The organism is Flavobacterium xizangense, from assembly GCF_054075145.1.
On record NZ_JBSIPG010000006.1, the window covers coordinates 63,676 to 88,449 of the forward strand.

27 protein-coding genes and 2 tRNA genes are annotated in these 24,774 nt (G+C 33.0%); 10 read left to right on the top strand and 19 right to left on the bottom strand.

The features are described 5' to 3' along the window. Positions 1-2: 2 nt before the first annotated feature. Positions 3-911, bottom strand: coding sequence for a 16S rRNA (cytosine(1402)-N(4))-methyltransferase RsmH (gene rsmH / locus ACWA1B_RS14910; protein ID WP_426486296.1), 909 nt, complete (start codon positions 909-911; stop codon positions 3-5). Further along, positions 886-1,359 carry a division/cell wall cluster transcriptional repressor MraZ gene (locus ACWA1B_RS14915; RefSeq protein ID WP_026730580.1) on the bottom strand — a complete coding sequence of 158 codons (474 nt, stop codon included), beginning with the start codon at positions 1,357-1,359 and terminating at the stop codon, positions 886-888. Before ACWA1B_RS14915 ends, rsmH begins: the two co-directional genes overlap by 26 nt. A gap of 377 nt (positions 1,360-1,736) precedes the next feature. Between ACWA1B_RS14915 and ACWA1B_RS14920 the strand changes: the two genes are divergently transcribed. Beyond that, positions 1,737-2,501 (top strand): alpha/beta fold hydrolase, encoded by a 765-nt coding sequence (locus tag ACWA1B_RS14920; RefSeq protein ID WP_456908214.1) that lies wholly within the window; start codon positions 1,737-1,739, stop codon positions 2,499-2,501. Between the two features lie 44 nt (positions 2,502-2,545). Continuing rightward, complete coding sequence (gene yihA / locus ACWA1B_RS14925; protein WP_035651752.1) at positions 2,546-3,166, top strand: ribosome biogenesis GTP-binding protein YihA/YsxC; 621 nt, start codon at positions 2,546-2,548, stop codon at positions 3,164-3,166. Positions 3,167-3,258: 92 nt separating this feature from the next. Here yihA and gldC read toward each other — a convergent pair whose 3' ends face one another. Both gldC and gldB read right to left on the bottom strand, forming a co-directional pair. After that, the gene (gene gldC / locus ACWA1B_RS14930) at positions 3,259-3,594 is read right to left on the bottom strand and encodes a gliding motility protein GldC (protein ID WP_155102616.1); all 336 of its coding nucleotides are present in this window, start codon (positions 3,592-3,594) and stop codon (positions 3,259-3,261) included. Then, complete coding sequence (gene gldB, locus ACWA1B_RS14935; protein ID WP_456908216.1) at positions 3,594-4,550, bottom strand: gliding motility lipoprotein GldB; 957 nt, start codon at positions 4,548-4,550, stop codon at positions 3,594-3,596. Before gldB ends, gldC begins: the two co-directional genes overlap by 1 nt. 99 nt (positions 4,551-4,649) lie before the next feature. Between gldB and nadE the strand changes: the two genes are divergently transcribed. Further along, on the top strand, positions 4,650-5,456 hold the full coding sequence (gene nadE, locus ACWA1B_RS14940; RefSeq protein WP_456908218.1) for an NAD(+) synthase: 807 nt from the start codon (positions 4,650-4,652) through the stop codon (positions 5,454-5,456). 94 nt (positions 5,457-5,550) lie between these two features. Continuing rightward, positions 5,551-6,180, top strand: a complete 630-nt coding sequence (locus ACWA1B_RS14945; protein WP_026730588.1) for a response regulator transcription factor — start codon at positions 5,551-5,553, stop codon at positions 6,178-6,180. Positions 6,181-6,264: 84 nt separating this feature from the next. Here the strand turns inward: ACWA1B_RS14945 and dnaG are convergent, their stop codons facing one another. The 4 genes from dnaG to ACWA1B_RS14965 all read right to left on the bottom strand — a co-directional run bounded on the left by dnaG (position 6,265) and on the right by ACWA1B_RS14965 (position 10,881). Continuing rightward, on the bottom strand, positions 6,265-8,334 hold the full coding sequence (dnaG, locus tag ACWA1B_RS14950) for a DNA primase (protein WP_456908221.1): 2,070 nt from the start codon (positions 8,332-8,334) through the stop codon (positions 6,265-6,267). Between the two features lie 129 nt (positions 8,335-8,463). Continuing rightward, on the bottom strand, positions 8,464-9,513 hold the full coding sequence (locus ACWA1B_RS14955) for a hypothetical protein (protein ID WP_456908223.1): 1,050 nt from the start codon (positions 9,511-9,513) through the stop codon (positions 8,464-8,466). A gap of 110 nt (positions 9,514-9,623) precedes the next feature. Beyond that, positions 9,624-10,334: a hypothetical protein gene (locus ACWA1B_RS14960; RefSeq protein ID WP_456908225.1), complete on the bottom strand. Its 711-nt coding sequence runs from the start codon at positions 10,332-10,334 to the stop codon at positions 9,624-9,626. Then, on the bottom strand, positions 10,321-10,881 hold the full coding sequence (locus ACWA1B_RS14965) for an RNA polymerase sigma factor (protein WP_456908227.1): 561 nt from the start codon (positions 10,879-10,881) through the stop codon (positions 10,321-10,323). Before ACWA1B_RS14965 ends, ACWA1B_RS14960 begins: the two co-directional genes overlap by 14 nt. A 248-nt stretch (positions 10,882-11,129) precedes the next feature. On the opposite strand from ACWA1B_RS14965, the gene ACWA1B_RS14970 reads away from it, so the two are divergent. Next, entirely contained in the window at positions 11,130-11,957 is an 828-nt protein-coding gene (locus tag ACWA1B_RS14970) for a hypothetical protein (protein WP_456908229.1), read from the top strand. A 3-nt stretch (positions 11,958-11,960) separates the two neighbouring features. On the opposite strand, the gene ACWA1B_RS14975 is transcribed toward ACWA1B_RS14970, so the two are convergent. Beyond that, positions 11,961-12,938, bottom strand: coding sequence for a polyprenyl synthetase family protein (locus tag ACWA1B_RS14975; RefSeq protein WP_456908231.1), 978 nt, complete (start codon positions 12,936-12,938; stop codon positions 11,961-11,963). Positions 12,939-13,095: 157 nt separating this feature from the next. On the opposite strand from ACWA1B_RS14975, the gene ACWA1B_RS14980 reads away from it, so the two are divergent. Continuing rightward, the gene (locus tag ACWA1B_RS14980; protein WP_456908233.1) at positions 13,096-13,956 is read left to right on the top strand and encodes a hypothetical protein; all 861 of its coding nucleotides are present in this window, start codon (positions 13,096-13,098) and stop codon (positions 13,954-13,956) included. 84 nt (positions 13,957-14,040) lie between these two features. Here ACWA1B_RS14980 and rlmN read toward each other — a convergent pair whose 3' ends face one another. Further along, on the bottom strand, positions 14,041-15,084 hold the full coding sequence (rlmN, locus tag ACWA1B_RS14985) for a dual-specificity RNA methyltransferase RlmN (RefSeq protein WP_456908235.1): 1,044 nt from the start codon (positions 15,082-15,084) through the stop codon (positions 14,041-14,043). A 275-nt stretch (positions 15,085-15,359) separates the two neighbouring features. Here rlmN and ACWA1B_RS14990 point away from each other — a divergent pair, with 275 nt between their 5' ends. The 3 genes from ACWA1B_RS14990 (at position 15,360) to ACWA1B_RS15000 (ending at position 17,271) form a co-directional block, all read left to right on the top strand. Further along, positions 15,360-15,953 carry a YceI family protein gene (locus ACWA1B_RS14990; RefSeq protein WP_456908237.1) on the top strand — a complete coding sequence of 198 codons (594 nt, stop codon included), beginning with the start codon at positions 15,360-15,362 and terminating at the stop codon, positions 15,951-15,953. A 196-nt stretch (positions 15,954-16,149) separates the two neighbouring features. Beyond that, complete coding sequence (locus ACWA1B_RS14995) at positions 16,150-16,518, top strand: hypothetical protein (protein WP_456908239.1); 369 nt, start codon at positions 16,150-16,152, stop codon at positions 16,516-16,518. 111 nt (positions 16,519-16,629) lie between these two features. Continuing rightward, a complete protein-coding gene (locus tag ACWA1B_RS15000; protein ID WP_456908241.1) occupies positions 16,630-17,271 on the top strand; it encodes an O-methyltransferase in 642 nt (213 codons plus the stop codon). A 214-nt stretch (positions 17,272-17,485) separates the two neighbouring features. On the opposite strand, the gene ACWA1B_RS15005 is transcribed toward ACWA1B_RS15000, so the two are convergent. The 7 genes from ACWA1B_RS15005 to ACWA1B_RS15035 all read right to left on the bottom strand — a co-directional run bounded on the left by ACWA1B_RS15005 (position 17,486) and on the right by ACWA1B_RS15035 (position 23,551). Next, positions 17,486-18,049 carry a phosphatase PAP2 family protein gene (locus ACWA1B_RS15005; protein WP_035651718.1) on the bottom strand — a complete coding sequence of 188 codons (564 nt, stop codon included), beginning with the start codon at positions 18,047-18,049 and terminating at the stop codon, positions 17,486-17,488. 1 nt (position 18,050) lies between these two features. Continuing rightward, complete coding sequence (locus ACWA1B_RS15010) at positions 18,051-18,398, bottom strand: Sec-independent protein translocase subunit TatA/TatB (RefSeq protein ID WP_456908243.1); 348 nt, start codon at positions 18,396-18,398, stop codon at positions 18,051-18,053. Between the two features lie 106 nt (positions 18,399-18,504). Continuing rightward, positions 18,505-20,751: a M1 family metallopeptidase gene (locus tag ACWA1B_RS15015; protein ID WP_456908245.1), complete on the bottom strand. Its 2,247-nt coding sequence runs from the start codon at positions 20,749-20,751 to the stop codon at positions 18,505-18,507. A 66-nt stretch (positions 20,752-20,817) separates the two neighbouring features. Continuing rightward, the gene (locus ACWA1B_RS15020) at positions 20,818-21,324 is read right to left on the bottom strand and encodes a DUF6702 family protein (protein WP_456908247.1); all 507 of its coding nucleotides are present in this window, start codon (positions 21,322-21,324) and stop codon (positions 20,818-20,820) included. Next, positions 21,321-22,076 carry a hypothetical protein gene (locus ACWA1B_RS15025; RefSeq protein ID WP_456908249.1) on the bottom strand — a complete coding sequence of 252 codons (756 nt, stop codon included), beginning with the start codon at positions 22,074-22,076 and terminating at the stop codon, positions 21,321-21,323. Before ACWA1B_RS15025 ends, ACWA1B_RS15020 begins: the two co-directional genes overlap by 4 nt. After that, positions 22,066-22,794 carry a carboxypeptidase-like regulatory domain-containing protein gene (locus ACWA1B_RS15030; protein WP_456908251.1) on the bottom strand — a complete coding sequence of 243 codons (729 nt, stop codon included), beginning with the start codon at positions 22,792-22,794 and terminating at the stop codon, positions 22,066-22,068. Before ACWA1B_RS15030 ends, ACWA1B_RS15025 begins: the two co-directional genes overlap by 11 nt. After that, positions 22,781-23,551, bottom strand: coding sequence for a carboxypeptidase-like regulatory domain-containing protein (locus ACWA1B_RS15035; RefSeq protein ID WP_456908253.1), 771 nt, complete (start codon positions 23,549-23,551; stop codon positions 22,781-22,783). Before ACWA1B_RS15035 ends, ACWA1B_RS15030 begins: the two co-directional genes overlap by 14 nt. 164 nt (positions 23,552-23,715) lie before the next feature. On the opposite strand from ACWA1B_RS15035, the gene pepE reads away from it, so the two are divergent. Beyond that, positions 23,716-24,423 carry a dipeptidase PepE gene (pepE, locus tag ACWA1B_RS15040; protein ID WP_456908255.1) on the top strand — a complete coding sequence of 236 codons (708 nt, stop codon included), beginning with the start codon at positions 23,716-23,718 and terminating at the stop codon, positions 24,421-24,423. A gap of 130 nt (positions 24,424-24,553) precedes the next feature. Here pepE and ACWA1B_RS15045 read toward each other — a convergent pair. Then, a tRNA-Gly gene (locus ACWA1B_RS15045) sits at positions 24,554-24,626 on the bottom strand. Between the two features lie 71 nt (positions 24,627-24,697). Further along, positions 24,698-24,770 (bottom strand) — tRNA-Gly (locus ACWA1B_RS15050). Positions 24,771-24,774: the final 4 nt, after the last annotated feature.

Sequence of the window (24,774 nt, forward strand, 5' to 3'; positions counted from 1 at the left end):
TATTATATCTTTTCAGCAATTCTCAATTTTGCACTTCTTGCTCTATTATTGATTTTGATTTCTGCATCGTCAGGAACAATCAATTTTCCGATGGTTTTAAACGGAACTGAAAAATTTCCGTAAAAATCGCGTTCTGGTTCTCCTTCAAACATTCCATTTTTGATGAATCTTTTTACCAGTCTATCTTCTAAAGAATGATAAGAGATTACCGAAAATCTTCCGCCCGGATTCAAAATCTCCAATGATTGCTCAATAAACTCTTTTAAAACATCCATTTCCTGATTTACTTCGATTCGGATAGCTTGATAAATCTGAGCCAATACTTTATTTCGAACCTTCTCAGGTAAATATTTCTTCAAAACTTCTTTCAGTTCATCTGTTGTTTTGATTGGATAGTCTCTTCTAGCTTCAACAATTGTTCTGGCTAAGGCTGGTGCGTTTTTCAACTCCCCGTAATCAAAAAAAACACGACGTAAATCCTGTTCTTCATATTCGTTAACCACCCGATAAGCACTCAAATCATTTTTTTGACTCATCCGCATATCCAGATCGGCATCAAATCTTGTAGAAAAACCTCTCTCAGGAACATCAAACTGATGTGATGAAACTCCTAAATCTGCCAAGATTCCATCAACTCCTCTTACACCATGAAAACGCAAGAACCTTTTTATAAATCTAAAATTCTCATTAATTAAGGTAAACCTTTCATCTGGCAGTGCATTTGCAAGTGCATCTTCGTCTTGATCAAAAGCAAACAATTTTCCATTTGGCCCTAAGCGTCTCAAAATTTCTTTTGAATGGCCACCGCCTCCAAAGGTTACATCCACATATACACCATCAGGTTTAATATTTAAACCATCAACTGTTGGATGAAGCAAAACCGGATTATGATATTCCATTGTCGTCGTCATTAATATTTCCCATTACCTCCTCGGCTAAATCAGCAAAATCCATATCTTCGCCGCTTATTGATTTTTCGTATAAATCTTTATCCCAAATTTCCACAATATTAACCGCAGAAGAAAAAACAACATCTTTAGAAATACTTGAAAAAGCAACCAGATCTTTCGGCACTAGTAACCTCCCTAATGCATCAATCTCCACCATTTTAACACCAGCAGTAAATCTTCGAATGAAATCATTGTTTTTTTTCACAAAGCGATTAAGCTTGTTGATTTTTTGCATCATCAAATTCCACTCTTCCATTGGATATAATTCTAAACACGGCTGAAAAACGGAACGTTTCAAAACGAAACCGTCCTGAAGCGATGAAGCCAATTGCTTTTTCAAAGGTGCAGGCATCATTAGCCTTCCTTTAGCATCAACTTTACACTCATATGTTCCAACAATTGTGTTCAAAAAAATCAATTAAGATGTTATAGGACAAAAATATAAAAAAAAATACCACATTTTACCACAATATACCACTTTGTTAATAAGTTTAACCACTTTTCTACCACCTTCATTAAAGTATAGATAATCAATACCTTAACTTATCATTAGCGTTTTCTTAATAACGTTAATCATTCAAAAAAAATAAGCACTAATTTTCTTAAAAAAATGCTTTTTCTCTTGATTTCTTAACATTTGAAGCTTTTGCCTAAAAACACCATAAATTCTGATTTCTAAGCACTTAGAAATTCTACAAAAATTATCTAGTTAAAAATCATCAGCAAAAATTCATTTTTATTTATTTAACCCTATATTTGTCCAAATTGAAATTGGCATAAGATTAAATGGACAAACACTACAAAAAAGAAGGCAAATACAGCTATTTTGAAGCTGGAGAAGGAACTCCTATCGTAATTTTGCATGGGTTAATGGGAGGCCTTAGTAATTTTGATGGTGTAGCGCAATATTTCCCATCAAAAGGATATAAAGTTGTTATCCCGGATTTGCCAATCTACACACAAAGTATTCTAAAAACTAATGTGAAAAGTTTTGCCAAATACGTAAAAGACTTTATTACTTTTAAAGGGTTTGACAAAGTTATTCTTCTTGGAAATTCTCTTGGAGGACATATCGCTTTATACCACACAAAACTTTATCCGGAAAAAGTTGCCGGACTTGTAATCACTGGAAGTTCTGGTCTTTATGAAAGCGCAATGGGCGACAGTTATCCAAGAAGAGGTGATTATGAATACATCAAAAAGAAAGCTGAAGATGTATTTTATGACCCTAAAATTGCAACTCCTGAACTTATTGATGAAGTGTACGCAACTGCAAATGACCGTATTAAACTGATTAAAACTTTAACGATTGCCAAAAGCGCAATTCGTCACAATATGGCTAAAGATCTACCAAAAATGACAGTGGAAACCTGTATTATTTGGGGTAAAAACGATTCTGTAACACCTCCAAATGTTGCTGAAGAATTTGATAAATTATTGCCTAATTCAACTTTGTATTGGATTGACAAATGTGGACACGCCGCTATGATGGAACATCCTGATGAATTCAACGAGATTCTTGAAAAATGGCTTACTGAGCATAAATTTTAGCATTTGACTTTCAATTTTTAAAGAAAGTTTAAAAACAACAAAACATGAAAATTACTTCTGCCGAATTTATTGTCAGTAATTCTGATGCATCTAAATGCCCGGCTGAATTTTTACCGGAATATGCATTTATAGGACGATCAAATGTTGGTAAATCCTCGTTGATCAACATGATTACGAATCATAAAAATTTAGCAAAAACATCAGGAAGACCTGGAAAAACACAGTTAATAAATCACTTCAAAATCAACAACAATTGGTTTTTAGTCGATTTGCCAGGTTATGGTTACGCAAAAGTTTCAAAAAAAACTAAATCTGTTTTTCAGCAGTTTATCACTGATTATTTTGAAAATAGAGAACAGCTTGTATGTGCTTTTGTTTTGATTGACATTCGTCATGAAGCACAAAATATTGACATTGAATTTATGTCGTATATGGGAGAAAGTGAAATTCCGTTTTGTATTATTTTCACCAAAGCCGATAAAATCAGCAGAGTGAAAATTGACTCACATATTGCCGCATACAAAAAACAAATGTACGCTAACAATTGGGCCGAAATGCCTCATTATTTCGTTACCTCATCTACAGAATCAATTGGAAAAGAAGAGCTTTTGACTTATATAGACGAAGTAAATCAGGAAGTTTTTAAAAACAACTCAGGGTTTTAAACTCCAATAGAAAGAGAAAATAATCAACAAAAAAATCCCAAATTTCAATTTTAAAAGATTGGAATTTGGGATTTTTTATATTTGGAATTTAATTATTTTGTCAATTCCAGTTTTTCTGCAAAGTAATCACAAAAATCTTTCATCGTATCCGACATTTTTTCGTCGTCAGTTGCGCGTTTGAAAGTATCTGCCATTGCTACTAAAGTCTGGTGAAAGAAAATTTTCATTTCATCAACAGGCATATCTTTTGTCCATAAATCGATACGCATAGTTTCTTTTGCTTTGCTGTCCCAAATAGACAACATAATTGCTTTTGCTTCTTCAGCCTGCACACCGCCGTCCTGCGCACTCCACGTTAATTTTTCCGGAACACGGTTTTCATCTAATTCTATATTGAATTTAATTTCTGAATTTATTGTATTTGACATTATTTCTTAGGTTTATATTTTGACTTCTCGAAAATCTCTTTCGAATTAACTTTTAATAATTCCGGCAAAGTTACGTTGTTATTTTTCATATACGAACGCACAATCTGCCATCCAATCCATGCGCCCACTCTTCCTGGCGAATCATTATCAATTTCTAAATAAAATTTAGAAAACGGCGCCGGAGCAATAAATCGGGTTGTAAGTTTTGGATCGTCGCTATACAGCATTTCTTTTTCCATAAAATAACGCCACATATACGCTTCGTTCTCCTCACACCATTTTATTTGTTCTGGTGTATATCCAATTTTATCAGCATCTGTATATTCAGGCAAAAGCAAATCTTTTGCATACAATTGTTTTCCTTCAAAAATCATTTGAGAAACTAAATTTCTATCCGGAAAAGCTGGAATATTTCGATATGTAAAACTCGAAACTACATCTGGCATAATTTGTTTTTCCTCAAAATTCTGTTTCAAGTAATTCGGGAATTCATAAAACTTGTGTTCTTTTCCTAAATATAGTTCCAAAGCGACAATAACTAAACTGTCAGCATAAATTGCTTTGGCCGTATAATCCATTTCTCCAATTACAGTAATTACCTTTGGCGTTTTGGTTTTAGGAAAATAATATTTTACATGTTGAAAAAGCGAATTGAATTCCTGACGTACTGGCTCAATATTGGAATATTTCTTTTGCACTTCACTGTACACTTCTCGCCAAATTGGTTCCTGCATTTTTTGAAGCCAGACAGCATCATCATTTCCTGCAGGAAAAAAATACGGATATTGCTTTTTTAATTTCCCAAGATCTTCTGGTTTAGCTTCAAAAAACGACTTATCAAAACGTTCTACTTTAATGTCAACCGGAATTTCTTCAACTTCTTTTTCGACCTTGCTTTTTTGTTCACAGGACAAAAAAAACACGCATAGAAGCAACGTAAAGCGATATAATTTCATTTTATTTTAATTAGATTTGTGTTGCATAAATTTAAATAAATCCATACTTAAAAATATTTGTGCAAATATACATCCCTGTATCTTAAAACTTGAACTATTATGGCTAAAAAAAGTACTATTCAAACAGAAAAAGTAAATATCCACATTGTAGAGTGGTTAAAAAATTATGCTGAACGCGCAAAAGTAAATGGTTTTGTAATTGGAATTTCTGGCGGAGTTGATTCTGCTGTCACCTCAACTTTATGTGCTCAGACCGGTTTACAAGTTTTATGTGTTGAAATGCCAATTCATCAGGCAGAAAGTCAAGTTTCAAGAGGAAGAGAGCATATTGAGCAATTAAAAAAACGTTTTCCTAATGTTTCAAGTGTAGAGACCGATTTAACGGCTACTTTTGAAGCTTTTAAGGCGTCGGTTCCAAAAACTGATGACGAAGCAAAGGTTAATCTTTCTTTAGCCAATACACGCGCTCGTATTCGAATGACTTCTTTATATTATTTAGCAGGAATTCATGGTCTACTTGTTGCCGGAACAGGAAACAAAGTAGAAGATTTTGGAGTAGGATTTTATACAAAATATGGAGACGGCGGTGTCGATTTGAGTCCGATTGCTGATTTAATGAAATCAGATGTTTATGCTTTGGGAGAATTTTTAGCAATTCCGCAATCAATTTTAACAGCAGCACCAACAGACGGATTATTTGGCGATAATCGTACCGATGAAGATCAATTGGGTGCAAGTTATGATGAACTTGAATGGGCAATGTTGGCCGCGGAGTCAGGAAAAACGGCAGATGACTTTGATGGGAGAGAAAAATCTGTCTTCGAAATTTATAAACGATTAAACACCAGCAACAAGCATAAAATGGAAGCAATTCCGGTCTGTTTGATACCAAAAACGTTAAAATAAAACTTTTTAACATTTGTCAGCTATAAACTACAGAATTTATTTATTAATTTTACCGTTCCAAAAACATGATAACAATTCTAAAAAGGTAAAAATTATGATTAAAGTATGTCTAGCAGACAATCATCCTGTGACGCACTTTGGCGTTAAGTCTTATTTTAAAGACCACGATCAAATTTCAATTGTTGCCAACGTAGGCAATTTTTCAATGGTTAGAGACATTCTTCAGACGAAGGAGATCGACATCCTAATTCTAGATCTAGAGTTAGAAGGTCTTTCGAGCATCTTTGAAGTTAAATCGATCCTGAAAAACTTCCCAAAAACAAAAATTGTAATTTTTAGTGACCTCGCTGAACAAATGTATGCTCCAAACGCAATTAAAGCAGGAGTTTCAGGGTATGTACACAAAACAGAAAAACTTGAAACATTAGGTCTTTCTATTATTAAAGTACATGAAGGAAAAATTATTATCAATGAAACAGTTCGCAAAAACATGGCCCTTATTGCCAAACAAAGCAAGAGCGAACGTTTGTACAGAAAACTTTCTAATCGCGAGATTGAAGTTTTACGTTACTTAAGTGACGGAAAGAAAAACAATGAAATTTCTAAAATCTTAAATCTGAACGAAAAAACGATCAGTACTTACAAATTAAGATTATTGACTAAATTGAACGTTACTAATTTAGTTGACTTAGTAAACAAAGCTAAGACTTTAGAAATTATTTAAATTAATGGTTGATTTGCTACGGCAAGACCATCAGTCATAAAAAAAAGCTCTATATTGTTTATTGATATAGAGCTTTTTGAATTTTTAATGATAAGGAACTACGACCCGACCCAATTTCTTCGAAAAATTATTAAGTAATTTCGAATAATCTACCACCATTGATAAAACTTCTGAATTGTCTTCCTGCGGATCAGTCATCAATGAATTTTTCAAATCATGAATAATTTTTGAAACTAAATACCAGCGCAATGAAAATATTGTATCTGAAACATTTTGTTCGATGGTTACATTTTTATGTTTCGGAAAAATATTCTGCCCCTCCCAATCGTGAATAACAACTTTTTCATCTTCCATCAAAATATTTGTTACTTCTTGCGCAAATTCCGGTGGCAAATGCATCAAATATTTATCTAAACTGAATGTTTCGTTTTGGTTATAAAAATCAATTAAACCGTTAAAAATCTTTTGAAACAACGTATTCGATAACTCAATCTCATCTTCCTGCAGGCTTAAATATATTTTTTCAAATACTTTATATTCTCTTTTTTCAGAAACTTCTTTTATATTTCCTTCCTCATCCGCTTTTAAGAAAACATCTTCAAAACTTTCAACCACACTTCCATACAAAAGAAGAATTTCAATGACTTTTCGTTCAAATTCATATAAAATATCTACTTTTTGTTCCTGCACCGCTGAATAACCCTGATCTCCCGGATAATCATAACCCTCCGGCGGACCCGTTCTCGGATCTTCTGGATCTCCTCCTGAAAATCCAGCATTTTGTGGAGGCTGGTTTCTATGAACTTCAAAAGGTTTTTGTTCTTGTTTTTGCTTTTTATTAGCTTCTGCGATATCTTTTTGAATCAGCTGTGCCAAAGTACTTACCAAAACCTGCTCTGAAATATCCATTATTCGAGCACATTCCTGAACATATACTTCACGCTGAATACGATCAGGGATTTTCGAAATACTGACCACCATATCTCTAATCAGATCGGCTTTTTTTATTGGATCGTTTTTAGCCTCGTTCATTAAAATCGAAGCTTTAAACTGTATAAAGTCTTTACTATTGTTTTCTAAATAAGCGACTAATTCATCATGCGAATTTTTTCGAGCGAAACTGTCCGGATCTTCTCCATCAGGAAAAGAACAGACCCTCACATTCATACCTTCTTCCAAAATCAAATCGATTCCACGGATAGATGCACGCAATCCTGCCGCGTCACCATCAAAAAGCACAGTAATATTTCTAGTCAGACGATTAATCAAACGAATTTGATCTGGCGTTAAAGCTGTTCCGGATGAAGCCACAACATTTTCAATTCCGGCCTGACTAAACTGAATGACATCAGTATAACCTTCAACCAAATAACAATTATTTTGCTTGGCGATGGATTGCTTCGCATGATAAATTCCGTAAAGCACTTTACTTTTATGGTAAATATCACTTTCTGGCGAATTCAGATATTTTGCTGCTTTTTTGTCATTGGTCAAAATACGTCCTCCGAAACCTAATACACGGCCCGACATACTTTGAATTGGAAACATCACGCGGCCTTTAAATCGGTCAAAAGGGCGATCTTCTCTTGCAATTGTTAATCCTGTACTTTCTAAAAATTCTAATTTATATCCTTTGCCTAATGCTTCTTTGGTCAAAGCATCCCAGGTTTCGGGAGAGTATCCTAAATTGAATTTTTTAATGGTTTCATTCGTAAATCCTCTTTCTTTAAAATAAGATAAACCAATTGCTTTTCCTTCTTCAGAATTTAATAAAACATCCTGAAAATATTTGGCTGCAAATTCAGAAACCAAATACATACTTTCGCGAATATCAGTATTTGCTTTTTCGGCTTCAGATTGCTCGGTTTCTTCAATTTCGATATTGTATTTTTTTGCTAAATACCGAATGGCTTCCGGATAAGTAAACTGCGAATGTTCCATCAGGAATTTAACAGAATTCCCGCCTTTTCCTGTACTAAAATCTTTCCAGATTCCTTTTGCGGGCGAAACCATGAACGAAGGAGAGCGCTCATCTGAGAACGGACTCAAACCTTTAAAGTTACTTCCTGCACGCTTCAAATTTACGAAATCGCCAATAACCTCCTCTACTCGAGCAGTTTCAAAAACAGCGTCAATTGTATTTTGTGAAATCAAAACGTAAATTTATTTTTTAAAGTTGAAAGCCTGTAAAAGTACATAAATCCATCCTGAAATTTATTTTAAAACTAAAAAAAGTGCCTCTCGCGAAGCACTTTTTCTACTAACTAAACTTAAACTCTTAACTTAATTAAAATCAAATCGAAGTCCCATTGAAATATTGTTTTCCTTAACTAGATTGTCCTGAAACAACGGATTCAAATCGTACTTTACATATAAGCTTAATTCTCTGTAACCAATGTAAGAACTCACGCCGTAAATAAAATTATTTACATTGTATTCGCCTTTTATGGTACTTTTATACTTCAAATCGTCCTCTTCAAATTTTAAAATTTGTTTTGATTTTACATTAATTCCCGCGTAACCTCCAACTCCAAAACGGAAGCTTTTATGTGTTTTAAAATACGTTTTTCCGTCTTTTACTGTTGGTCTTGTAAAGTCAAATTCTAAATGAGCCGGAAGTACTAAATAAACATTTCTAAAACGGGATTCGGTCAAATTTACAGCGCTGGTTTCTAAATTAGTCTGATTACCGTTTACCACGAAAGTTCTGTTATCTGTTGGGCGAATATTATTGTACATCAATGAAAGTCCGTATTTAGCATGCAGCAAATTATCGTTTTTCATTAATCTTGAATTATAGGTAAAACCCCACTCGTAAAAATGCGAACCTATAAAACTGTAATTAGAATCCTGATATTTTCCGTCGATCATTGTATTGTTTAAACCAAGCGCAAAAACAAACTGCGATGTTGTTCTTCTTTCGCCTCGAATAGAATCCTTGTGTTTATTAGTGTTCCAGTCATGTTTATCCCAGTAAATAACGATTTTGCCTTTCTTTGTTGAATCTTGTTCTTTCAGTTTTCCGTCTACTTTTTGCTGAACCAAATCATTGAGTTCATTTTGAGCCAAAGTCACTTTTTCTTCGATTATAACTGCTCTGGCTTCTGCCAATTCTTTTTTGCGTTTATCAGCTTGTTCCTGTGTAATTTTTCCTTCAGATAATTGAACATTTACAGCTTCAACTTCTTGTTTTAGAGTTTCTTTTTCTTCTTTGGTAACTTTCTCGATTTTATTAGCAATTTTCTTTGCTTTTGATTCAAAAGTTTCTTGCCCCATAACCTTGCTTACAAATAAGAAAATTAAAATTACGAGATGAATGGTAAAATTTTTCATGATTGATTTTTTAATTGATTGTGATTGATGATGATTATTTTAATTGTGAATTGTTAATGGTAAATTGTAAATTCTTGCTTCTTGCTTCTTGTTTCTTGTTTCTCAGTTCTCTACTCCTGTTGATTTCTATTTGCCAAAGCCATTTTTACAGTCTGATAATTTTTATTGACTTTTGTAATTACTTTTTCTCGAAACGACTGCTCTAATTCGCCATCTACCTGATTCAGCAAATCATTGGCATTAACTTTAATTTTTGCTTTTGGCTTAGCCGAATTTTCTGCTACAATTGTTTTTTCGGCCGAATCCAATAATTGATCTACACTTTCTTTTTTAGAAGTTTCAATAACTGAAATTTGATTATTGATTGATTGTTTTTCTTGATTGTTTTTGATGATGATTGAAGACTCCGCTATTTGATTTGATTCATTTTTATTGATTTTATTTGTTTTTTGATTACTGTTTTTTTCTTCCTTATTTAAAATTTCTTCGGAAGTTTTTTCAAAAACTGCGATTTCAGTTTTAAAAGAATCGATTTTGTTAAAAATTGGCTTTTCAGCTGAATCTTTTGCAGCTTCTTTTACAACGACAGTATTTTTTGGAGTTTCAACTGCACTTTCTTTTTGATTGAAAAAGAAAGTTCCAACCAATAAAAACCCCACAACACTTGCTGCGATATAAAGCCATTTTTTGCTTTTTTTAGGTTTCTTTTCTTCGGCAACACTCAACATCGCGTCTAATCTGTCCCATGCTTTGTTGCTTGGTTCAATTTCACGTTTGTTTAGTTTTTCACGGAAATCCTTTTCAAAATTATTCGGTTCCATTATCTTGTTTTTTTAAAATAGTAATTTGTGTTTGCAGCATTTTTCTAGCGTGCGATAATTGCGATTTTGATGTTCCTTCATTAATGCCCAACATCTTGGCAATTTCATTGTGTTTGTAACCTTCAATAGCATATAAATTAAAAACCATTTTATATCCATCTGGCAAAGCATCAATTAAATACTGAATCTGTTCTACGGTAAACTGGCTGTCGATTTCATTAAAGCTTTCTTCAACAAAAAATTCATCTTCGGCAAACTTTACTTTTTTCTGAACTCTTAAATATGAAATGCATTCGTTAACCATAATTCGGCGGATCCAGCCTTCAAAACTTCCTTTATGTTCAAAGTTTTTTAAATTCGTAAACACTTTCATAAAAGCCGTTATCATCACATCTTCTGCCAATTGAATGTCCTTTATATATTGTCGGCATACGCTTAACATTTTCGAAGAAAACTTACCATAAATCTGCTGCTGCGCCTGACGATTGTTTTCGACAGCCAGCTTTATGATTTTGGTTTCTTCTTGATGTAACGGAATAATTTTCATTAATAAGCTTTCGGTTTTGGTTTTAGAAACATACTTCTATTAGCATAGACGATTGTCGATTTAAAATGGTTGCATGAGGGATAAAAAAAATCAACCTTTTAATTAAAAAACTCATTTATCAAACATAATCAATTAATTTACAATAAAATAAATATTATTTTTTATTTAAAACAGTTGCAAATAAAAAAAATGAAAACATTTAATTGTAAGTTTTTATTTATAATTTTGTAAAATAATATTTCAGTACAATGGTAAAAAAAATAAGCATTGCTATTATTTTCTCATTTTGTAGTTGCAAACAAAGTGAATTAAATGCAACGGATGTAATTTCGAAAGAAAAAACTAATGCCGTTTATAAACCAATCGCAAATGTAAACTTGTTTGAGATTTTTACAACAGATACCATTGTTGCTAATGAAAGTTACTGGAAGAATCTCATTCAAAAAGACTCTTTAAATAAAGAATTTAAAGTAGCTTTTGCAGATTCATTTCCATTGAAAAATAAAACTATAACTTTTTTATGGACAGAAACAAAATATGGAATTTTAATAAATGAAGATTATTGTAAAACAATTTCTGAACCTGAACGGGCTGCATTGGCTTTTATTTCCAACAATGCTTTAAGTAATGGCTCATTCAATAAAACGATGAAAGATTGCAATATTGAAATCGCTTTAAATTTAGATTATCAATGTTCAAATAAATATAAGTACTATTTGCAATTATGGTTTAGAAATGATATCTCCTCTTTAGAAACAATAAAAAATTGTTATAAAATGTCTGATATGGCATCTGTTCAATCACGTTTTGATGAAATTACTTTGAACATACAAGGAAATAAAATTTTTATTGATTCTAAATTTACTGGTTTCAATCGTGATATTTGGGATTGTGTTTGGACTGAGAATTTTGTTTTTTTAGTAAATGGAGACAATATTAAACTGATTAAGAAAACTGAATCTGAAACAGAATTTGTTTATCATTCTTACAACTGTAGCGATGTATCTCCACCAGATGGTTATGTAAATTACGGTAATGGAGAATATCGTTTGCCCAAAAAATCTAAAAAGAAATAAAACTTATTTCTTCCTCTCAATAACATAATTTACCATCAAAATAAGCGCTGCCTTAAACTCAGAATCTGGGTAATTATCTAAAAGAGAAAGCGCTTCCTGCTGGAATTCAACCATTTTACTTTCGGCGTAAGCCAAACCATTATTATCTTTTACAAAAGCAATAACTTCTTTGACACGTTTTTTGTCTTTGTTATGGTTTTTGATGGAATTTATTAGCCACTTTTTTTCTTGCGGAGTACAAGTATTTAAAACATGAATTAAAGGCAAAGTCATTTTTTGCTCTTTAATATCAATTCCCGTTGGTTTTCCGATGGCTTCTTCGCTATAATCAAACAAGTCATCTTTTATTTGAAATGCCATTCCAATAAGCTCTCCAAACTTTCGCATATTTTCAACCTGTGAATCATCTTCAATTACTGCTTTTGCACCAAGAGCACAACAGGCAGCAATAAGTGTAGCGGTTTTTTTTCGGATGATTTCATAATAAACGTCTTCGGTAATATCAAGTCTTCTTGCTTTTTCTATTTGAAGTAATTCACCTTCGCTCATTTCGCGAACGGCAACAGAAATAATTCGAAGTAAATCAAAATCGCCATTATCAATAGAAAGCAACAATCCTTTTGAAAGCAGATAATCTCCAACTAAAACGGCAATTTTGTTTTTCCAAAGCGCATTGATTGAGAAAAATCCGCGACGACGATTACTATCGTCAACCACATCATCGTGAACCAAAGTTGCAGTATGAATCAATTCGATTACAGATGCTCCTCGATACGTTCTTTCGTTTACAACACCTCCAGAAACCATTTTTGCAGTTAAAAAAACAAACATGGGACGCATTTGCTTTCCTTTCCGATTTACTATGTAATAAGTAATTCGGTTCAGCAACGCAACCTTCGAAGTCATCGATTCATGAAACTTTTTTTCGAAAAGTTCCATTTCGTTAAAAATGGGCTGTTTTATTTGGGAAGTAATATTCATTTCGATTTCAAATATACTATTTTTAATAAAAAAACGTTGTCTATTTTATGTTAGTATATCAACAATTTGTACACTAATATAAATTCGCCACCAAAAACACATTCTAGTTAAAGCTTAATTTGAGTTCATTAATTAAAATCACGAAAACTAATTTATTATGAAAACAAAAATTTTCTTTATTGGAACATTAGCAGCTTTATCTTTTTTTGTCAGCTGTAACTCTGATGAAAAAACAAACGACGGATCATCTGCCGCAATTACAAAAGATGAAATCATCACAAATTCAAAAATTGACGCCTCAATTGATGATGTTACAAATATTGCCGAAGATCAATTTAGCGCACAACAAAACGTAACTGCAAAACCAAGCGGACCGGTAAAAAATTTCCTTCCGAGTTGTGCTACGATTACAACAGTCTTAACAAACAATACCTGGACAAGAACTGTCGATTTTGGCGTTGAAGGCTGTACACTTGAAAATGGAAATACAGTAAAAGGAAAAATGGTTATTTCTTTTTCTAATGATTTTTCGACTTCAACACAAACCATTAGTTATACTTTTGATGGATTTTATCACAATGGCAAAAAACTTCAGGGAAGCAAAAGCATAGTACGAACTGTAAAAACAACCGATTTGCTTGCAACAGCACATCCTGTTTTTACTGCCTCAATCGATATGACAATTACTTTTGATGATGGCGGCGTTTATACTCGAAAAGGCACACTGGTTAAAGAACAAGTGGAAGGTTTTGATACTTGGTTCAACTGGGATGACAATGCTTATTTAGTAACTGGAAGCGGAACAACAACTTTTCCAAACGGAGATACTTTCTCTGCTGAGATTACGACTCCATTGCAATTTAAAGCATCATGCAAAAAATCTATCCCAGTAAAAGGAGTTTTATCTATAACTAAAAACGGAGCTACCGCTATTATTGATTATGGCGACGGAACATGCAATACACTTGCAACAATTACAAAAGATGGCGTAACAGAAGAAGTTGATTTGAAAAAATAAGAATCCTTTTTGCCCAAAAAAAAGCATTAAAAACAAGAAGACTTCTCGTTTTTAATGCTTTTTTGTTTATTTAAAATATAAAAATTAAGCTTCTTTATTTGCCAATTGCCCACAGGCGGCATCAATATCTTTTCCTCGGCTGCGTCTTACTTTCACCACAATTCCAATATTCTCTAAAGCTTTTATGTAAGCCATAATTGATTCTTCTGAAGCTTGTTGAAATTCTCCATCATCAATTGGGTTATATTCAATCAAATTGACTTTGCAAGGAACATATTTACAGAATTTCACTAAAGCATCAATAGAAGCTTTATCGTCATTGATTCCTTTCCAAACAACATACTCGTAGGATATTTTACTTTTTGTTTTTCTGTACCAATATTCTAATGCTTCGCGTAAATCTTTTAAAGGGAAATTTTTGCTGAAAGGCATAATCTTCGCACGGATTTCATCAATTGCGGAGTGCAATGAAACCGCCAATTTGAATTTCACTTCATCATCGGCCATTTTTTTGATCATTTTCGGAATTCCTGAAGTCGAAACCATAATACGTTTTGGCGACATTCCTAAACCTTCAGATGATGTAACCATATCGATTGCTTTAATGACATTGTTGTAATTCATCAAAGGTTCTCCCATTCCCATAAAAACAATATTCGAAAGCGGATGATTATAATACAAACGACTTTCTTTATCAATTGCCAAAATCTGATCGTAAATTTCTCCAGGTTCCAGATTTCGCATACGTTTTAATCTCGCAGTAGCGCAGAAATTACAATCTAAACTACAACCCACCTGACTCGAAACACATGCAGTTGTTCTAGTTTCAGTAGGAATCAATACCGATTCTACCACTAAACCATCATGCAATCGTACGGCATTTTTAACTGTTCCGTCACTGCTGCGCTGCATCGTATCAACCTTAATATGATTGATTACAAAATTTTCTTCAAGCATTGAACGCGTTGTTTTGGCAACGTTAGTCATGTCTTCAAAACTATGTGCTCCTTTGCTCCACAGCCATTCATAAACTTGATTTCCGCGAAAAGCTTTGTCGTTATTAGCAACAAAAAAATCTCGCAACTGCTCTTTTGATAAGGCTCTTATATCTTTTTTCTCCATTTGCATGGTGCAAAGTTAAGTTATTTGTTCATTTCTAATGTTATAAACTGTAGTTCAATCTTGAAAAATCAAACAACAAAAGGTTTAAAATGCTTGTGAATGAATCAACTTTATGAATATTGCTTTTTTATTATACGTTTTTAATAAAATCTCAACCATGATTTTTATCAGCTCTTGCGCAATTTGTTCGCTATAAATTTGACTCAAGAAAAAGATAGTATTTGTAATCAAAACCAAAATGAATTATAAACTATCAAGATTTAACTAAATACCACATACAAATGAAAACGATCAAATCACTTTTATTAGCCGTAATTATTACATTATCTACACAAGTAAACGCTCAAAAAAGATATTCTTTGACAAAATCATCTTTTGAAGTAGCAGGAACCTCTAATATACATGATTGGGTAATGCGATCTTCAGATGGAACAGGCAGTGCGATTTTAACTGTTACCGATTCAAAATTAACAGACATCAAAAACTTATCTATAACATTGCCAGCAGAAAGTATAAAAAGCAGCAAAACTAGCATGGATGATGTTGCTTATGAAACGCTGGATACAAAAACACATAAAAACATCAAATACGTATTAAAATCTGCTGATAAAGTAAATGAAACAACATGGATTTTAATTGGGACTTTTACTATTGCCGGTGTTAGCAAAGATTTTAAAACTCAGGCAAAAGTAATGACCAATGACAACGACACTTTTGTACTTCAGGGATCAAACCGAATGAATTTTACGGATTTTGAAATGACTCCTCCGTCAGCAGCACTTGGAGTTGTAAGAGCAGGAAAAGAGATTACGATTCTTTTTAATATTACATTAAGTGATTTTACAAAAAATGAAAACGTTTTGGTTATAAAATAAGAGGTTTAGTAATGAGTTAAAAAAATCTTAAACTAAACTGGTTTCATTCCTAAACAGAAAAATTTGGCACAGGAATTGTCTTGCTCATAAAAGAAATATAATCTTACAAAGCGCGCAACAATTTTAAAATTTGTATTTTTATTATTTCAACGATATAACCTTTTATTTTTTAATAAACCTAAAAAGACATTTCATTATGAAAAAACAAATTTTAAGCTTAGCTGTTGTTGCTTTATTAGCTTTCGCTGTACAATCATGCGGTGACAAAAAAGAACCAAAACCTGCAGATGAAGAATTGACTCTTGGAAACAAAGTTGACTCACTGACAACAGATATTGAAGAAGTAAAAGACAGCGCAGTAAGCAAAACTGAAAGTGCCGCTCAGGATGTTAAAGACGCTACAAAAAAAGCAGCAGATGATGTTGAAACTGCAACCAAAAAAGCCGCTGAAGACGTAAAAGATGCCACTAAAAAAGGAGCGCAAAAAGTTGAAAATGCAGCAAAAGCAGCAAAAGACGGAACTGTCAAAACAGCAAAAGAAGTAAATGAAGCATTGAAAAAATAATTTCATTTAAAATTGAATTCAAAACCATTCGCCAAAACGAATGGTTTTTTTTATGCCCAAAAAAGAGTTATTATTTTTGTATTTTTGCATCAAATTTATAAGACTCTACAAATGCATTTTATTTCACAAGAACTTGAAGATTATATCGAACAACATTCAGAAAACGAACCGGCTTTATTAGCAAAACTTAATAAAGAAACGTATCAAAAAATACTTTTGCCAAGAATGTTGAGTGGGCATTTTCAAGGGCGTGTTTTAAGCATGCTTTCTAAACTGATTCGTCCTGTGAATATTCTTGAAATTGGGACCTATACAGGTTATGCCGCTTTATGTTTATGCGAAGGAATGCAAGAAAATGGGCAACTTCACACTATTGATATTAAGGAAGAATTAGTTGATTTTCAAAGAAAATATTTTGATGCCTCGCCTTGGGGAAAACAGATTTTTCAGCATTTGGGTGAAGCCATTGATATTATTCCGACTTTGGATATAAAGTTTGATTTGGTTTTTATTGATGCCGATAAAGAAAATTATCTGAATTATTGGGAAATGATTGTTCCGAAAATGAATAAAGGCGGCATTATTTTATCTGATAATGTTTTGTGGAGCGGTAAAATTCTAGAACCAGTCCATCCAAATGATATCAGCACAAAAGTGCTGTTGGAATACAATCAATTATTAAAAGATGATCCGCGCGTTGAAACGGTTTTATTGCCTATTCGTGATGGATTGACGGTTTCAAGAATATTATAAAATTAAAAATTCAATAGCCTCCAGTTTAGCTGGAGATATGATGAAATTTATACAGAAAAGGCTTTAGCCAAAATACAGACAGAGTATTTGGCTAAAGCCTTTTCAATTTGACATATTATAATCTCCAGCTAAAGCTTGAGGCAATTCAACAATTTTATAAGCTTGAAAAACCTCAGAATCTTAGCGTCTTAGAAGCTCAAAATCTTAAAAAAATCTATCCCGGAAAATATTGTGGTTTCAATTTTCTATACACTAAATAAATCAAAGACCCAAAAAGTGCTCCAAAGAAATATCCAGCCAAAATATCACCTGGATAATGCAATCCTAAATAGATACGGCTGTAAGCAAAAATTAACGGCCATAAAAAGATAAATCCTAAATACTTGAAACGGCTTTTTAAAACCAAAAATAAAAAGGTTGCAACGGCCATAGTATTTGCCGCATGTCCAGAGAAAAAACTATAGGATTGTCGAACCTGAACAATACGAATAATCGATTTTAATTCAGGATTATTACATGGACGCAAACGCTCAAAAGTATGTTTGAATAAATTACAAGTTTGATCTGTAAAAGCAATCAAAACCGCTATAAAAAGCAATAAATACAAGGTTTGTTTTCCTCCTATTTTTTTATAAATAAGATAAAACATTAATAGAAAAATAGGAGTCCAATACAACTGCTGTGTAATAATCAACCAAAGTTTATCGTATGTTTCAGACCCCAAACCATTCAGATACACAAAGAGATTGGTATCTAATTCTTGTATTTTTTCAAGCATATTATATTTGACGTTTTATAGGTCCTGAAAGTGAATCAATATCTTCTTTTACTTTATCAATTTCTGTGGCAGTATCGCCTAAAAGATTTCCTGAATCTCCTATGATATTGGATTTTGCCTCATTGATCTGAGCATTGATATTGCCTGTTATATTATTAAGCGATTTGGTGTCAAGACCATTTGCCTCGGCTCCTTTTTGAATCTCGCTTTTAATATCATTAGTTGCATTTTTTAATTGCGCCATTGCTTTTCCCATTGTACGGGCAATTTCTGGCACCTTATCTGAACCAAAAAGCATTAGCACTATAAACAGTATGAAAACTAATTCTCCTCCTCCTATACCGAACATATCTTTTATTTTTACGTGGTAACAAAGATATTAAATTTTGCTGCGTAGAGTTTTAAAATTTACTTAAAAAAAAAAGACTCTTTTCAGAGTCTTTTTAATTTTATTCTTAGTCAAATTTTGATTTTTCTTCTGTTTTTGGCCAAGCATTGTTGGTTACATCAATATCAGCAGTCATTAATTTCGGGTCAATCTGAATACTTTTGATAGCTTTTGAAGTTGCATAAACTTTTTTGGCTGTATCATTATTTTTTCTCCAAATTTGCGCTGGATATTGATAATTATCTTTTGAACCATCCTCGTAGGTAATCTCCACTAAGATTGGCATAATCATTCCTCCTGGTTTATTGAACTCTACTTCGTAGAAATATTTCGGAGATTTTAAACCTGCTTTTTCTTCTGCTGTAAAAGACTGATTTACGTAATCTGATAATAATTTTACGTCATCAACTTTTAATGCTTTTTTGCTAGATGCATTAACCTCTGCATTATCTCCAGAAACTAAGTAAACAAAAGGTCCTTTGTCTAAACCAAAACGTCCTTTTCTAACTTTAACATCTTTCAAATCAGCAGTTGGAGTTTCAGAAACATAATATTGTTTTACGTCTTTAATTCCAATATCTACGAAATCAGTTGAGTAAAACCATCCTCTGAAAAACCAATCCAAATCAACAGCTGAAGCATCTTCCATTGTTCTGAAGAAATCTTCCGGAGTTGGGTGTTTGAATTTCCATCTGTTTGCATATGTTCTGAAAGCATAGTCAAACAGCTCTCTTCCCATAACTACTTCTCTTAAAATATTAAGACCTGTAGCTGGTTTTCCGTAAGCGTTATTTCCAAATTGAGCAATCGTTTCAGAGTTTGACATAATTGGCTCTAAAAACTTTTGATCACCGCTCATGTAAGGAACAATATTTTTAGCTGGTCCACGTCTTGAAGGGAAATTTGGATCTAATTCTTGTTCTGCTAAATATTCTAAGAACGAGTTTAAACCTTCATCCATCCAAGTCCATTGACGTTCGTCAGAGTTTACAATCATTGGGAAGAAAGTGTGTCCTACTTCGTGAATAACAACACCAATCATTCCGTTTTTAACTTCTTTGCTTGTTACTCCATTTTCGTCAGGACGACCAAAATTCCAGCAAATCATTGGGTATTCCATACCTTGATCTTCTGCCGAAACAGAAACTGCTTTTGGATAAGGGTAATCAAATGTGTGAGATGAATAGCTTTTTAAAGTATGTGCAACTGTCATTGTTGAAGTTTCTCCCCAAAGCGGATTTGCTTCTTTTGGATAAACAGATTCTGCCATAACAACCTTACCTCCTAATTTTACCGCCATTGCATCATAGATGAATTTTCTTGAAGATGCTATTCCGAAATCACGAACATTTTTTGCACTGAATTTCCAGGTTTTTTTCTTTTCAGAAAAACCTTTTTCAGCAGCTTCAGCTTCAGCCTGAGTTACAATTACAACAGGTTTGTCAAAAGATTTTTGAGCCTGCTCATAACGTTTAACTTGCTCAGCAGTGAAAACTTCACTTCTGTTCATCAATTCTCCTGTTGCATCAATTACGTGATCTGCAGGAACTGTAATATTTACGTCGAAGTTCCCAAAAGGAAGAGCAAATTCTCCGCTTCCCCAGAACTGCATGTTCTGCCATCCTTCAACATCATTATAAACTGCCATTCTAGGATAGAACTGCGCAATTACATATAATTTGTTTCCATCTTTTTCGAATAATTCATAACCAGAACGTCCGCCTTCTTTTCTATAATTATTAACATTGTACCACCATTTTATAGCTAAAGAGATTTTTTCACCTGGCTTTAGAGGAGTAGCCAAGTTAATACGCATCATCGTTTCGTTGATGGTATATGACATTGGGCTTCCTTTTGCATCTTTTACCTGCTCAATATTAAAACCACGCTCTAGATCTTTTTTAAGGTATTTATTCGCAAATCCTTCAAGCGGCAAAACCTGATTAAGCTTTTCTCCTTCTGCTAAAGAAGTCTGTCCGTTTGCTCTTGCCTGATTTTGATCTAGCTGAATCCATAAATATTCTAAACTATCTGGTGAATTATTAGAATAAGTAATAACCTCAGAACCTGTTATTTTCGAATTTTTATCGTCTAGCTCGATATCAATTTTATAATCTGCCTGCTGTTGGTAATACGCTGGTCCTGGTGCTCCAGATGCCGTACGAAACATATTTGGAGTTGCCAGCAAATCATACATCTGACTGAACTTATTTGTATCGTACTTTCCTTGCTGTCTCTGAGCTGCTGGGGTATTTGCTTTTTCCTGAGCAACAAGCATTGCAGGAAAAAGTAATAATAATGAAAGTTTTTTCATAAAAGTTTAATGGTAATTTTATCAGGGTGTGAAAATAACAATTAAAATGATAATTTCAACTTTCCATTAATACTTTAACACTTCTTTCCTTGAAGATTCTGTAAAAAGAACGCTCTTTTTAGTACCGAATGCTGAAATATGTGTAATGTTTTGTTGTTCAGCGTTCCAATCCACTAAAATAGTGTTTTGAATTTCAAGCGTTTTGAATTTATCAATATCTTTTATTCTGGAATAACAAACTAAAACATCTCCAGATTCCACTTCTTTAGATAAAAAGTTTATTGCCTTTGGCTGACCATTTACCTTTATAATAAAGTTTTCGGCTAAATATTTTTTCAAAAGTTCAACATCTTCCGGAGTCTCTTTTTCTGTACCAATGAATGTTTTTTTATGGTATTTTTTTTCTATTCCATTATTCAAATCATCTGCAAAAATGCGGGAAGTGATTTGAATCATTTTTTTTTCAGAGGCATAATTCACCTGAAAAACACCCATGTAAAACTTATGAAATGCGAATGCGGAAAGCGATAAAAACAATATCCCAATTAAAGGATAAATTAATCTATTTTTCATTTTTGAACAACGTTCGATTTTTTAAATTCTTTATTCTTATTGATTAAAAAGTCAATCAATTCAAATTTTTGATCAGGATTAACATGCCTTTTAGATTCTGGATCATTAGAACAGTACATTAAAAACAAATCTATTTCGTCTTCTTTTAATTCTAAGGTTTTAGTAAAAAAATCAGATTTGAAATTATCTTTGGTGTAAGCAACAAAAGCAATATCTGATATTTCTTCTTCTTTTACATCGTCTTTTTTCCTCAAAAGTTTTTTGACATCTTTAAAGATTCTAACAAAATCAGTTCCGTATTTAATAGTCTGATCAGAATACATGGCCGTATTTTTTGCAGTAGACTGTTTGTCATCTTCAAAATGCATATCCACGATTGCCTGCGATCCTACTCCCAACGATTTAACTTTTAATTCTTTATGAACAACAACTTCTTTCAGTTGGTTGTTTACCAAATCCAATGGCACAACAAAAAGAATTTCAGCACAATCTTTTTCAGTCAACACAATTTTTTTTGACTGAAAAGCCATTCCGGTAAATACTAAAGTGTCTTTTGGTCTTGCCAAAATATCAAACAATCCTCCAGCACCTATAAAAGTTCTGGTATTTGCATTAATATTCATTACATGACCGCTTTCTATTGATAATGATGTATTTACCACTTGTCCGTGAAGTGGCTTCCTAGCTGTATTTTGTCCTAATGTAATTTGACAAAACAAGCAAACAACGAATACTGATAAACTATTTTTCATTTTCGAGGATAATTAAATATTTTCTGGCTAAATCTGTAATCAAAAACATACTCATTGTCTTGTTCTTTGTATTCAAAGATACGGCAAATTGAGCATCATCCACACAAAATAATTGAAATCCTTTAATATCATCGACAGGAATTTTTAACCGATCTGTATAATAATTCTCCTCAAAAAGATATTCCAATTTTCTAAAAAGCATTTCTTTTTTCTCCACAACCACTTCTTTTTTAAGCATTGCAGTCCGGCCTGAAATTTTATTCAATATTTTATCAATTGAGGTCGAAGTGGCCGTGTAAACCTTTCTCTCTGCAGGCGTATACGTTTTTTGTCCATGAGGAACAATTCCAAGGTTTTCAGTAGTAATAGAGGGATTTTCATTTACAACAACCTCCTTCAACTCAATTTCTTTAGCCATCATTTTGACCTGAAGTTTGTCAGAAAGCAAATCTTCGGCAGTAATTCGATGTTTAAGCGGATCTAAATTTACAGATGAAAAAACAAGCACATCGCCTTCCTTAACAGCAATAGAAAACATTCCATTTACATCTGAAATTGTCGAAACCTGCGTTGCATTATTGATAATATTTACACCATCAACAGAGGTAGACTGCTCAAAAATTTGCCCGAGAATTTCCTTTCTGATCAAATTTTGCCCGAAACCAAACTGCATCAAAAACAAAAAGAAAATTATATGTAAAGTATTATTTGATTTCACTTGCAATCATTTCTTTATATTTAGTAGCCAATTCTGCTAGCAAAAATTCGGTTGATGTTTTATTTTTTGAATTTAAAATAACGGTAAACTTATCATTTTCAACTGCGTAATATTCAAAACCTTTTACATACTCCAAAGGGATTTTCAATCGGTCAACAAAATGTTCCAAACTAAACATTCGCTCTAGAAGTTTCATAAAAGCTTCTTTTTTCTCTACTTCAGCTTCTTTTTTAAGCATTGCTGTTCTTCCTGAGAAAAAATTCAGCAATGGGTCTGCTGAAATTGACCCTCCCGCCATACCATTGCTACTGTTCGCTTCAGGATTTAAAGCTGTTGCCGTATGCAATCTTCTTTCAGCCTGACTATATGTTTTTTGCCCGTATGGAACAATCCCTAGCGACTCCGCATTTATTCCATTATAATTTTTAACCACAACTTCTTGTAATTGATGCATAACCATACTCAATCTAACAGTAAAATTAATATCAGAAAAATTATCCGCAGTTAATAAAATTCTCTTTTCTTTAAATTGAATCGATGAAAAAACCAACGTATCACCTGTATTTGCTAATATCGAAAAACTCCCTAAAGCATCAGTCACAGTCATTGCTTCTGTCTGAGCATTAACCACGTAAACACCTTCCAGATCAGAATTGCCGGAAGCAATTTTCCCACTGATTAAAGTTCGTTCCTGAACTTGCGAACTAACATTTTGCCCCCAAACAACAAATAAAAAACAAGCAATTTTATTAATCAAAATGATAAAAATTTAAAATTATTCTTAAAGCCGTAAAAATATCTTAATGTATTCCAAATTTAGTATTAAGGACTTGGTAAAAATATGTTAATTAAACTTTGGCAATCGTCATCAAACTCAGAGTTTTTAATATCTTTAGCATACAGAATCTGATTTTAAAAATTATGAAAAGCGTTATTATTGCCAGCACTTCTACTCTCCACGAAGGCATGTATTTAGAGTATTTATTACCGACATTACAATCTCATTTTAAAAATTGCAAAAATCTTTTATTTATTCCGTATGCGCGTCCAAGCGGGATTTCGCATGACGATTATACTCAAAAAGTTTCTGAAGCTTTTGCAAAAATCAATATTACCGTAAAAGGAATTCACGAATTTGAACACGCTCAAGAAGCAATCAAAAATGCAGAAGGAATTTTTACAGGCGGAGGCAATACATTTTTACTGGTTACGCAACTTTACAGACATAATATCATGCAACTACTTGCTGAAACCGTTAAAAACGGAACTCCGTATTTAGGAACAAGTGCAGGAAGCAACATTTGCGGACTTTCGATGCAGACTACAAACGATATGCCTATTATTTACCCGCCAAGTTTCCAGACTTTAGGATTAATTCCATTCAACTTAAATCCGCATTATTTAGATCCAGATTTACAGTCAAAACATATGGGAGAAACGCGCGAAACCAGAATTAAAGAATTTCATGCTTTCAATTCGATTCCTGTTTTAGGCTTAAGAGAAGGAAGCTGGCTGGAAGTAAAAGGAGAAAAAATCACTTTGAAGGGAAATCTGACAGCTCGTTTATTTAAACAAAACGAAACCCCGGTTGAATTAGAAACTGAAAGCGACTTAAGTACTTTGAAATAATTTTCCCACCATATAAATTATATAAGTTCATTCTATAAAGCTTTTGCAGAAAACTTACTTATACAATTTATATGGTTTCAAAAAGAAATAAAAACAAAAAAGCCTCAAACAATGTTTGAGGCTTTTAAAGAGCGAAAGACGAGGCTCGAACTCGCGACAACCAGCTTGGAAGGCTGGAGCTCTACCAACTGAGCTACTTTCGCATTAACAGGGTGCAAATATAAATAATTTTAATTTCTAAAAAAATAAAAATCTAAAAATTATTTATTTTTAGAGCGAAAGACGAGGCTCGAACTCGCGACAACCAGCTTGGAAGGCTGGAGCTCTACCAACTGAGCTACTTTCGCATTG